This is a genomic window from Kitasatospora sp. NPDC001261, from assembly GCF_042896795.1.
Lineage (GTDB): Bacteria > Actinomycetota > Actinomycetes > Streptomycetales > Streptomycetaceae > Kitasatospora.
Genome location: NZ_JBIAXP010000026.1, coordinates 98562 through 109931 on the forward strand (window position 1 = coordinate 98562; position 11370 = coordinate 109931).

The 11370-nt window shown below is 73.2% G+C and carries 10 protein-coding genes, 1 tRNA gene and 1 other RNA gene; 4 read left to right on the plus strand and 8 right to left on the minus strand.

Annotated elements, in window-relative coordinates; all coding sequences use genetic code 11:
- Window positions 1-72: 72 nt before the first annotated feature.
- The 7 genes from ACFY4B_RS30830 to ffs form a co-directional block, all read right to left on the minus strand.
- Window positions 73-1140 carry an aspartate-semialdehyde dehydrogenase gene (locus tag ACFY4B_RS30830; protein WP_387973478.1) on the minus strand — a complete coding sequence of 356 codons (1068 nt, stop codon included), beginning with the start codon at window positions 1138-1140 and terminating at the stop codon, window positions 73-75.
- Window positions 1141-1200: 60 nt separating this feature from the next.
- Window positions 1201-2481 carry an aspartate kinase gene (locus tag ACFY4B_RS30835; RefSeq protein WP_074001801.1) on the minus strand — a complete coding sequence of 427 codons (1281 nt, stop codon included), beginning with the start codon at window positions 2479-2481 and terminating at the stop codon, window positions 1201-1203.
- Window positions 2482-2823: 342 nt separating this feature from the next.
- On the minus strand, window positions 2824-3537 hold the full coding sequence (locus ACFY4B_RS30840) for a DUF5063 domain-containing protein (RefSeq protein WP_241852803.1): 714 nt from the start codon (window positions 3535-3537) through the stop codon (window positions 2824-2826).
- A complete protein-coding gene (gene recR / locus ACFY4B_RS30845; RefSeq protein WP_049658152.1) occupies window positions 3530-4129 on the minus strand; it encodes a recombination mediator RecR in 600 nt (199 codons plus the stop codon). The genes ACFY4B_RS30840 and recR overlap by 8 nt, the downstream gene beginning before the upstream one ends.
- Before the next feature lie 281 nt (window positions 4130-4410).
- Entirely contained in the window at window positions 4411-4752 is a 342-nt protein-coding gene (locus tag ACFY4B_RS30850; protein ID WP_074001802.1) for a YbaB/EbfC family nucleoid-associated protein, read from the minus strand.
- 159 nt (window positions 4753-4911) lie between these two features.
- Window positions 4912-7137 (minus strand): DNA polymerase III subunit gamma and tau, encoded by a 2226-nt coding sequence (locus ACFY4B_RS30855; protein WP_387973481.1) that lies wholly within the window; start codon window positions 7135-7137, stop codon window positions 4912-4914.
- 91 nt (window positions 7138-7228) lie between these two features.
- Window positions 7229-7319: signal recognition particle sRNA small type (gene ffs, locus ACFY4B_RS30860), an RNA gene on the minus strand.
- Window positions 7320-7430: 111 nt separating this feature from the next.
- On the opposite strand from ffs, the gene ACFY4B_RS30865 reads away from it, so the two are divergent.
- A tRNA-Ser gene (locus ACFY4B_RS30865) sits at window positions 7431-7515 on the plus strand.
- Window positions 7516-7721: 206 nt separating this feature from the next.
- Window positions 7722-8546, plus strand: a complete 825-nt coding sequence (locus ACFY4B_RS30870) for an alpha/beta fold hydrolase (RefSeq protein WP_387973484.1) — start codon at window positions 7722-7724, stop codon at window positions 8544-8546.
- A 28-nt stretch (window positions 8547-8574) separates the two neighbouring features.
- Here ACFY4B_RS30870 and ACFY4B_RS30875 read toward each other — a convergent pair whose 3' ends face one another.
- A complete protein-coding gene (locus tag ACFY4B_RS30875) occupies window positions 8575-9258 on the minus strand; it encodes a hypothetical protein (protein WP_387973487.1) in 684 nt (227 codons plus the stop codon).
- A gap of 110 nt (window positions 9259-9368) precedes the next feature.
- Between ACFY4B_RS30875 and ACFY4B_RS30880 the strand changes: the two genes are divergently transcribed.
- Window positions 9369-9995, plus strand: coding sequence for a TetR/AcrR family transcriptional regulator (locus ACFY4B_RS30880; RefSeq protein ID WP_387973490.1), 627 nt, complete (start codon window positions 9369-9371; stop codon window positions 9993-9995).
- A 127-nt stretch (window positions 9996-10122) separates the two neighbouring features.
- Entirely contained in the window at window positions 10123-11232 is a 1110-nt protein-coding gene (locus tag ACFY4B_RS30885) for a hypothetical protein (protein WP_387973493.1), read from the plus strand.
- Window positions 11233-11370 lie beyond the last annotated feature (138 nt).

Genomic DNA, 11370 nt, shown 5'->3' on the forward strand with positions numbered 1-11370 from the left:
GAGCGAACACAGGTATGGACACAGGTGTGGACACAAGCGGGCACATCGGAACCCGTGAGAGCCCGTCAGGACCTAATCCGTCGGCGTTCCCGCCGTCAGCTCCGCCGCCACCAGCTCGGCCAGCTGCACCAGGTTGAGCGCCGCGCCCTTGCGCAGGTTGTCCCCGCAGAGGAAGAGGTCCAGCGCCTCCGGCTCGTCCAGCGCCCGCCGGACCCGCCCGACCCAGACCGGGTCCGTCCCGACCACGTCGTTCGGCGTCGGGAACTCGCCCGCCGCCGGGTCGTCGTAGAGGACCACGCCGGGCGCGTCCCGCAGGATCTCCTGCGCGTGCTCCTGGGTGACCTCGCGTTCGAACCGCGCGTGCACGGCCAGCGCGTGGGTGCGGACGACGGGGATGTGGACGCAGGTCGCCGAGACCTTCAGGGCGGGCAGGCCGAGGACCTTGCGGGACTCGTCGCGGATGCCCATCTCCTCGGCGGACCAGCCGCCCTCGCGCAGCCCGCCGGTCCAGGGCACGGCGTTGAGCGCGAGCGGGGCGGCGAACGGCCCCTGATCGGCGATCAGCGCGCGCAGGTCGCCGGTCTGCCGGCCCACCGCGGTGCCCGCCACCAGCCCGGTCTGCGCGCGCAGCGCCGCCTCGCCGTCGCGGCCCTCGCCGCCGGCGGCCTGGTAGGAGGCGACCACGAGCTGCGCCAGCCCGTACTCGGCGTGCAGCGCGCCGACCGCGGCGATCATCGCGAGCGTGGTGCCGGCCGGACTGGCGACGATGCCGCGCGGGCGGATCCGCAGCGCGGCCGCGTTGACCTCCGGGACGACCAGCGGCACGTCCTCGGCGGTGCGGAAGGCGGCCGAGTCGTCGACCACCACGACGCCCTTGGCCGCCGCGATCGGCGCCCACTGGGCGGAGACCTGGTCGGGGACGGCGAAGACCGCGACGTCGATCCCCGCGAAGGCCTCCTCGTTCAGCGGGACGACCCCGACGGTCTCCCCGCGCACCACCGCCGTACGGCCGGCCGAGCGCGGGGAGGCGACGAGTCGGACCTCGCCCCAGACGTCCTGGCGGAGGGAGAGCAGCCCGAGCAGCACCTCGCCGACCGCGCCGGTGGCGCCGACGACGGCGAGGTTGGGACGCCGGGTCATCGCCCGGCGTCCCGGCCCGGTGCCCGGGTCATCGCCCGGTGCTCCCGCTCCGTTCCCGGGTCATCGCCCGGTGCCGCCGTAGACGACGGCCTCGTCGCTCTCGCTGTCCAGGCCGAAGGCGCTGTGCACGGCACGGACGGCCTCCGGCACGTCGTCGGCGCGGGTGACCACCGAGATGCGGATCTCCGAGGTGGAGATCAGCTCGATGTTGACGCCCGCGGCGGACAGCGCCTCGAAGAAGGTCGCCGTGACGCCCGGGTTGGAGCGCATGCCGGCGCCGACCAGCGAGATCTTGCCGATCGCGTCGTCGTAGCGGAGCGACTCGTAGCCGATGCCCTGCTTGACCCGGCCCAGCGCGTCGATGGCCTTCTGGCCCTCGGTCTTGGGCAGGGTGAAGGAGATGTCGGTCAGGCCGGTCGACGCGGCGGAGACGTTCTGCACCACCATGTCGATGTTGACCTCGGCGTCGGCGATGGCGCGGAAGATGCGCGCCGCCTCGCCCGGCTTGTCGGGCACGCCGACGACGGTGACCTTGGCCTCGGAGGTGTCGTGGGCGACTCCGGAGATGATGGCCTGCTCCATCTCGCCCCCTTCGGGCTTGTTCGGGTTGTCGTTGCTGACGATCGTCCCGGGAAGACCCGAGAAGGACGAGCGTACGTGAATCGGGATGTTGTAGCGACGGGCGTACTCGACACACCGATCGAGCAGCACCTTGGAACCCGACGAGGCCAGCTCCAGCATGTCCTCGTAGGCGATCCAGTCGATCTTGCGGGCCTTCTTCACCACGCGCGGGTCGGCGGTGAACACGCCGTCCACGTCGGTGTAGATCTCGCAGACCTCGGCCTTCAGCGCGGCGGCGAGCGCCACGGCGGTGGTGTCCGAGCCGCCCCGGCCCAGCGTGGTGATGTCCTTGCTGGTCTGGGAGACGCCCTGGAAGCCGGCCACGATCGCGATGTTGCCCTGGTCCAGGGCGGTGCGGATGCGACCGGGCGTCACGTCGATGATGCGCGCCTTGTTGTGCACGGAGTCGGTGATGACACCGGCCTGGCTGCCCGTGAAGGACTGCGCCTCGTGCCCCAGGGATTTGATCGCCATGGCCAGCAGCGCCATGGAGATGCGCTCTCCAGCGGTCAGCAGCATGTCGAACTCACGGCCGGCAGGCAGCGGTGACACCTGCTCCGCGAGTTCGATGAGCTCGTCCGTCGTGTCGCCCATCGCGGACACCACGACGACGACCTCATGGCCGGCCTTCTTGGCGTCAACGATTCGGCGGGCCACGCGCTTGATGCCTTCGGCATCCGCAACGGATGAGCCGCCGTACTTCTGCACGACAAGGCCCACGTGCGCTCCTCGACTCGAAGTCTTTTCCGGGGGCTACGGGCCCCCGTACCCCCCGGGGGAGAGGGGGGTGCGGTCGTCGTCAGTCTACCGAGCAGGGGTGCTCCGACCGGCGCTTTCCATATCGTGAGACGGTAGTTTCAGCACGTGAGCGGCCGTACGGGCGGCTCCGCCGTCAGGTCTGCGGGCGATTCGGTACCGCTCCGAAGAATCGCCCGACCGGGGGACGGCGATCCGGCCGGATTTCTTTTCCGGCCGGGGCGCTGAGGCATTCGTCACAATCCGAGGGCGCATTCGATCAGCCCGCGATCCGTGCCGGGATCCGCCGGATTTCCGCCCGGGAAACTACCGCCCGAGGCCGAGTTCGGCCGCCATCAGGTCGCCCGCCTGCTGCTCCAGCTGCTCGTCGGTGAGCCCGTCGTCGTCGGTGTCCGCGCCGTCCGGCGCCGCGCCGATCGGGCTGTCCAGCCGGACGTGGGCGATCAGCGACTGCAGGGCCCGCAGCACCGCCGTGCAGGTCGTGCCCCAGTTGGAGAGGTACGAGAACTGCCACCACCACAGCGCCTCGCTGACCCGGCCCTCGCGGTAGTGGGTCAGGCCGTGCTGGAGCTCGCTGACCACGCCGGCCAGGTCGTCCGAGATCCGGAAGGCGTTGGGCTTCTCCGGCGGACCGTACGGGTCGAAGACCTCGTGGTAGACGTCGATCGGCGCGAGCAGCTCGGCGAGGCGCTCGCGCAGCTGCTCGCCGTCCGGCTCGGGGCCGGTGTCCGGCTCGAACCGGTCCTCCGGGACGACGTCCTCGATCGCGCCCAGCCGGCCGCCGGCCAGCAGCAGCTGCGAGACCTCCAGGAGCAGCAGCGAGACCGCGCTGCCGGGCTCGTCGCCCTTGGCGACCTCGGTGACGGCGAGCACGAAGCTCTCCACCGAGTCGGCGATCTGCACGGCGAAGTCGTCCGGCTCCGAGCCGTGGCCGTGGACGTGCGGGGCGTGCGCCCCCGGTTCCCCGTGGGACTGCTGGTGGGGGGTGTGGGGCTGCTGGTTGATCGTCCGGTCAGACATCGAGCAGTCGTCTCCCTTCGAAGGCGCGGCCGAGGGTGACCTCGTCCGCGTACTCCAGATCCCCGCCGACGGGCAGGCCGCTCGCCAGACGGGTCACCTTCAGGCCCATCGGCTTGCAGAGCCGGGCCAGGTAGGTGGCGGTCGCCTCCCCCTCCAGGTTGGGGTCGGTGGCCAGGATCAGCTCGGTGACCGTGCCGTCCGCGAGGCGCGACAGCAGCTCGCGGATCCGCAGGTCGTCCGGGCCGACGCCCTCGATGGGGCTGATCGCGCCGCCCAGCACGTGGTAGCGGCCGCGGAACTCACGGGTGCGCTCGATGGCGACGACGTCCTTCGGCTCCTCGACCACGCAGATGACGGCGAGGTCGCGGCGCGGGTCCAGGCAGACCCGGCACCGCTCGGCCTCCGCGACGTTGCCGCAGACCGCGCAGAAGCGGACCTTGTCCTTGACCTCCAGCAGCGCGTGCGCCAGCCGGCGCACGTCCGTCGGGTCGGACTGCAGCACGTGGAAGGCGATCCGCTGCGCGCTCTTGGGCCCGACGCCGGGCAGCCTGCCCAGTTCGTCGATCAGGTCCTGAACCACGCCCTCGTACAACGTCGCGCCTTCCCTCGGATGGTCGGTGTGCCGGACGGCCGGTGGAGCCGGGTGGCTGGTGGGGCTTTGTGGCCCGTGGAGCCGGAGCTGGTGAAGCCGGAAAGCTGGTGGAGCCGGACGGCCGGGGCCGGTGATGCCGGACGGCCGGTGGTGCTCCGGTGCCATCATCCAACGAATCGGGCGTCGGACACAGCGCCCGACGCCCGACTCCCACATAAATCACATGGGTCTGTCGTCTGAACTTCAGACCTTCTGGCCTTGGAAGCCGCCGTTGGACGACGTCAGAACGGCAGGCCGGGGATGCCGCCGCCGCCCAGGCCCTGGGTCAGCGGGCCCATGCGCTCGGCCTGCAGCTTCTGCGCGGTCTGGTTGGCGTCCCGGACAGCCGCCAGGACCAGGTCGGCCAGGGTCTCGGTGTCGTCCGGGTCCACGGCGGCCGGGGAGATGCTCAGCGCCACCAGCTCACCGGCACCGGTCACCGTCGCCTCGACCAGGCCGCCGCCCGCCGAACCGCTCACCTTCGCCTCGGCCAGCTCCTGCTGGGCGTTCGCGAGATCCTGCTGCATCTTCTGCGCCTGCTTCAGCAGCTGCTGCATGTTGGGCTGGCCACCACCGGGGAACACGGCTGTCTCCTTGCTGTCACGGCTGTCGTACGGCGCTTCGTCCGTCACCGCCGAGCCTACGTGCTGCCCGCCGGTCCGGGCCCCGGATCGGGCCCGGATCAGGGTCCGCTCAGGGGCCCGTAGGCCCGGAGACCTGGGCCGGAGGACCCGGGGGCCGGATCAGGAGCCCTGGTGGTGGATCTCCTCCAGCACCGTCGCCCCCAACTCGCGGATGATCAGCTCCTGGCCGGAGAACACGTCCTCCTTGAGGTCCGGGTCGTCCGCCTCCGGGACGTCGTCCTCCGGAGCCACCGACCGCACCGGACGGGCCTGCGCCGCCACCGGCGGCGGGGCCTGCACCGGCGCGGGCTGCACGGGCGGGGCCTGGACGGGCGCCGGCGCGGCCTGGACCGGCGGAGCCTGCACGGGCGCCGGGGCGGGCGCGGGCATCGGCGGCGCGGCGGCCGCCGGACGCGCCGCCGGGGCTCCCCAGCCGCCACCGGCCTGGGCACCGCCCCCCGGTGCGCCGCCGCCCTGGCCACCACCGGACAGGCCACCGCCGGACGGGCCGCCGACGCCGCCGGACGGGTCGATGATGCACTCGATCCGCCAGTCCACGCCCAGCGCGTCGGCCAGCGCGGAGCGCAGCACGTCGTCGCTGTTGCTGCCGACGAAGCTGTCCCGGGCGCCGGCGTTGATGAAGGACACCTGGAGCACACTGCCGTCGAACCCGGCCACCTGGCCGTTCTGGCTGAGCAGGATCCAGGTGAAGCGTCGGCGGTTCTTCACCGCCTCCAGGATCTGCGGCCACAGCTGCCGCACCTGCGCGGCACCCTGCTGCGCGGACGCCGACGGCTGCCCACCGGGAGCCGCCACCGGTGCGGGGGCCGGGGCGGGCACGGGAGCGGCGGCCGGCACCGGGGCCGGAGCCGGGGCGGCCTGCGGCGGCGCCACGGGGGGCGCCGCGGGAGCCGCGGCGGGGGCCCCGCCGGCGGGCGGGAAACTGCGCGGGATCGGCCAGGCACCCGGCGCCGGCCCGGCGGGCGCGGCGGCGGGCGGCGCGGCCTGTACGGGCTGTACGGGCTGGGGGGCCTGCGCTGCCGGTGCGACGGCGGACTGGACCGGCGCGGGCGCCACCGGCACCTCGGCCACCGGCGCCACCGGCGCCACCGCCATCGGAGGCGTCGCCGTCGGAGCCGCCATCGGCATGCCCCCGGGCACCGCCATCGGCGCGGCGAACCCGCCCGCGGACGCCCGTCGCTCCAGCTTGTCCATCCGCGCCTGCAACGACAGCTCGTCGCTGTACGCGCCCGGCAGCATCACCCGGGCGCAGATCAGCTCCAGCTGCAACCGGGGCGCCGCGTTGCCGCGCATCTCGGTCAGCCCGGTGTTGACCAGGTCGGCGGCCCGGCTCAGCTCGGCCGCGCCGAACGCGTCCGCCTGCGCCTGCATCACCGCGACCCGGTCGGCCGGGGCGTCGATCAGCCCCTTCTCCCCCGCGTCCGGCACGGTGGCCAGGATCACCAGGTCGCGCAGCCGCTCCAGCAGGTCGGTGACGAAGCGGCGCGGGTCGTGCCCGCCCTCGACCACCCGGTCGATCACCTGGAACACCGTCGCCCCGTCGTGCGCGGCGAAGGCGTCCACCACCTCGTCCAGCAGCGCGGAGTCGGTGTACCCGAGCAGCGCCGTGGCCATCTGGTACGTCACGCCGCCCTCGCCGGCCCCGGCCAGCAGCTGGTCCATGACCGACATCGAGTCACGCACCGACCCGGCCCCCGCCCGCACCACCAGCGGGAACACGGTGTCCTCGACCTGGATCCCCTCCCGGCCGCACACCTCCGCCAGGTAGTCGCGCAGCGTGCCGGGCGGGACCAGCCGGAACGGGTAGTGGTGCGTCCGGGACCGGATCGTCCCGATCACCTTCTCCGGCTCGGTGGTCGCGAAGATGAACTTGAGGTGCTCCGGCGGCTCCTCGACCACCTTCAGCAGCGCGTTGAAGCCGGCCGAGGTCACCATGTGGGCCTCGTCCAGGATGAAGATCTTGTACCGGCTGTGCACCGGCGCGAAGAACGCCCGCTCGCGCAGCTCGCGCGCGTCGTCCACACCACCGTGCGAGGCGGCGTCGATCTCGATCACGTCGATCGACCCGGGCCCGCCGGTCGCGAGGTCCCGACAGGACTGGCACTCCCCGCAGGGCGTCGGCGTCGGCCCCTGTTCGCAGTTGAGGCAACGGGCCAGGATGCGCGCGCTGGTCGTCTTGCCACAGCCGCGCGGCCCGCTGAACAGGTACGCGTGGTTGACCCTGTTGTTGCGCAGGGCCTGCTGGAGCGGAGCGGTCACGTGCTCCTGCCCGATGACCTCCGCGAAGGTCTCGGGGCGGTAGCGGCGGTACAGGGCTAGGGACACACCCCCGACGATATCGGGACGGACCGACAAACGCGTCGCCCCTCACCCCGCCGACCGTCCCAGACCGGCCCCGACCGGGCCCCGGGAACGCAAAGACCCCTCGCGCACCCGCCAGAGCCCTCTTACCCTTGCTGCCTTCCGGCCCTGGGGGGGTTCAGAGAGATGACGCCACACGAGGGGCTGACCCCCACAGTACCGGATCCCCGCCCCAACGATCCACAGGCCACCCCCACCCTCCCGCCTGCGGGACAGGTGGTCGCGAGCACCCCGAAACATGTACTAAGCTCTCCCACGGAGGATTCGCCTAGAGGCCTAGGGCGCACGCTTGGAAAGCGTGTTGGGGGCAACCCCTCACGAGTTCGAATCTCGTATCCTCCGCCGGCAGAAGGCCCGGACCGCTCAGCGGCCCGGGCCTTCGTCGTTTCCGCGTCCTTGGGCTTCTGTCCCGTCAGGGCGGTTTGATCCGCCCCGGTGTGCGGGGCGACCGCACGCGTGGTGTCGGGCCCGTCGCGGTTGCGGGGCCGGGCCCGGGGTGCCTCAATGGCCCCGGCGGCGACCGCCGTCTGTCGGTGAGGAGGGCGGACATGCCACGGGTCGCGGTGAACGGCGTCGAGCTCTTCTACGAGGTGGGCGGGGACGGCGAGCCGCTGGTCCTGGTGCACGGCTCGTGGGGCGACCACGGCAGCTGGGGGCCGGTCCTGCCCGCCCTCGCGCAGAAGTTCCGGGTCCTCGCCTACGACCGGCGGGGGCACAGCCGCAGCGAGCGCCCGCCGGGGCGGGGGTCCCGGTTCGAGGACGAGGAGGACCTGGCCGCGCTGATCGAGACCCTCGGGTTCGCGCCGGCGTACGTCGCGGGCAACTCCTTCGGCGCCTCGACCGCGCTCGGCCTGGCGGCCCGGCGGCCCGAGCTCTTCCGGGGCCTCGTCGCCCACGAGCCCCCGCTCCTGGACACCGTCGCCGACGACCCCCGGCTGCTGCCGCTGATAGCGGCCACCGGGGAGAGGATCGAATCCGTCCTCGCCCTCCTGACGGCCGGCCGGACCCTCGCGGGGGCCCGCCGGTTCGTGGAGGAGGTCGCCCTGGGGCCCGGCGCCTGGGACCGGCTGCCGGAACAGCTCCGCGAGACCTTCGTCGCCAACGCCCCCACCTTCGCGGACGAGCAGGCGGACCCGCAGTGGGCCGACCTCGACCTCGGCCGCCTCTCCCACTACACCGGGCCCGCCCTGCTGACGAAGGGGACGCAGAGCCCGCCCTGGTTCGCCGCGATCGTCGCCCGGCTCTCCGCGGCCCTGCCGCAGGCCGAGACCCACACCTTCGAGGGAGCCGGGCACGTCCCCCACCTCAGCCATCCGGACGCCTACGCGCAGCGCCTGACCGGCTTCATCGAAGGAGCCGGCCGGACCCCCTAGCCCGCCTCCAGGACACGGCAGTTCGGGGTCAGGCCGCCCGGCCGGGGGCCGGGTGGGACGCGCCGGCCGGGCGGAGCCGGCGGCGGACGGCCCAGGCGGCTGCCGCGAGGGCGAAGCCGTAGACGGAGACCAGCCCGTGGCCGTTCTCCTGGGCGATCCACATGGCGAGGCCGAGGGCGGGGACGCCGGCCGCCAGGGCGAGCTCCTTGGGGAGGCGGGTGCGGGTGAGGAAGGCCAGGGCGAGGGTGGCGCCGAGGAAGTAGGTGGCGCCGGAGCTGCCGGCGAAGTTGCGGGGGTCGGTGCTGGGGCCGCCGCCGAGGCCGAGCAGGCTGTCGACGCGGCCGGGCAGCAGGATGCCGGCGAGGAAGAAGCCGAGGGTGAGCGGGCCGCCCCAGTACCACTGGGCGAGGGCGGCGACGGCGGCGAGGGTGACGAGGTTCCACAGGCCGCCGAAGAGGCCGCCGTTCTGCATGAACACCGAGGTGAGCTCGCGCCACCAGCCGGACTTGGCAGGGTCCGCGTCGAGCGCGTCCATGGCGCCGGACCAGAGCAGCTGGAGCAGGACGCCGCCGACGGCGAGCGCGGTCAGGGCGACCGCCGTCCACGGGAGCGGCCGTCCGCGCAGGGTGTCGCGGCCGACGACGCCGAGCCCGCAGTTGACCATCATGACCATCAGCGCGGCCGTGGTCACGTTGAAGACGATCGCTCCCATGTCTGGCCCTCCCCCCGGTTCCGACGTTTTCCAACGCCGTTCGAAAACCTGATGGCGTCAAGCTAGCACATTTTTCGAACAGTGTTGGAAAACGTTGTACGGTGGACCGCATGAAGCTCACCAAGGAGCGCATCGTCGATGCGGGCATGGCCGTCTTCGCGGAGGTCGGCTACCAGAACCTGTCCATGCGCCAGGTCGCCGACCGCCTGGACGCCCACGCGGGCAGCCTCTACTACCACGTACGAGGCAAGGACGAGTTGCTCGCCCTGATGGCCGACCGGGTCTGCCGCAGCGCGTACGACGCCGGCACCGAGGCCCTCGCCGCCCTCCCGCCCACCGCCGCCTGGCAGCACCGCGTCGAGGCCCAGGCCGCCGCCCTGCGCCTGAGCCTCAAACAGCACCCCGGCGGCGCCCAGCTCCTCGCCGAGAGCCCCGGCGTGCTCAGCCCCGGCGCCCTCTCCCTGATGGAACGCCTGCTGCGCACCCTCCTCGACGCCGGCCTCCCCGCCGAGCACTGCGGCATCGCCGCCGACACCCTGCTCAGCCACGTCACCGGCTTCGTGCTCCAGGAGCAGAACCAGCCGGCGGCGCCACCGCCCGTCACCGCGGAGCAGTACGCCGAGCTGTGCGAGCGGTTCCCCCTGCTCATGGGCCCGTTGATCCCGCGCGTGGGCCAGGACGAGAAGTTCACCCGGAGCGTCCGCCTGCTCTGCACCGGCTTCGCGGCGCTCTCCTAGCGGCGCCCTCCCGGGCGAGGCGGGCCCGGACCCCTGGCGTCCCCGCGGGACCCCGCTGGGTGAACTCCGCGCGCCAGGCGATTCGACCGCGACATAACTTCGCGTTATGAGACTTCACTCTTCGCGCATGAGGTTCTGGGGGCAGGCCGGCGTGGTCGCCGCCGCCGTGGTGGTGCTCGGCGCCACGGCGGCGGGGGGCGCCGTCGGCCGAGCACCGTTCCTCGGGCCGCTGAACACCGTGTCCCCGGTCGCCTCGACCGTGCCCACGAACGGGGACGTGAACCCGTACGGCACGTTCGTGATCCGGCACAGCACGGGCAGGCTGCACCGCGGCAACGTCCTGATCAGCAACTTCAACAACGCGCAGAACCAGCAGGGCACCGGGACCACCCTGGTCCAGGTGAGTCCGGACGGCGCCGTCAGCACGTTCGCCCAGATCGACCCGGCGCACCTGCCCGGGCCGTGCCCCGGCGGGGTCGGGCTCTCGACGGCGCTGACCGTCCTGCCGGGCGGCTGGGTCGTGGTCGGCAGCACGCCCACCACGGACGGCACCTCCGCCACCGTCCAGGCCGGCTGCCTGCTGGTGCTGGACAGCAACGGAACGGTCCGCGAGACCATCGCGGGCGACGGCATCAACGGCCCGTGGGACATGACGGCCGTCAGCTCCGGCGATCGCGACGAGCTGTTCGTGACCAACCTGCTGAACGGCACGGTCGCGGGCGGCGGGGCCGAGGTCGACCAGGGCACCGTCCTGCGGATCACCCTGTGCCGGCCGGGCGGCGCACCGCCGCAGCGGATCGCGACCACCCGGATCGGTTCAGGCTTCGGCCAGCGCACCGACCCGGCCGCCCTGGTGATCGGCCCGACCGGCGTCGGCCTGGGCCACGACGACACGCTCTACGTGGCGGACACCCTCGCCAACCGGATCGCCGCGATCCCCGACGCCGTCCACCGCGTCTCCGACGCCGGCACCGGCACCACCGTCAGCACCGGCGGCAACCTCAACGGGCCGCTCGGCCTGGCCGTCGCCCCCGGAGGCGACGTCCTCACGGTGAACTCCGGCGACGGCAACCTGGTCGAGACCACCCCCGCCGGCGACCAGGTCGCCGTCCGCACGCTCGACGACAGCGGCACCCCGCCCGGCGCCGGCGCCCTGTTCGGGCTCGCGGTCGACCTCGACCGCGACGCCGTGTACTTCGTCGACGACGCCACCAACTCCCTGAACGTCCTGCACTGACCGCCCTGCCGCGGGTGCTGCTCCCGTACGCTCCCGCCCCCGAGGGCCCGGACCGCGACCACCGACCGCGGCCCGGGCCCTCGCTGTCTCCCGAACCGCCCGCCGGTCGCTTCGCCGTGCGGCCCGAACCGCCCGCCG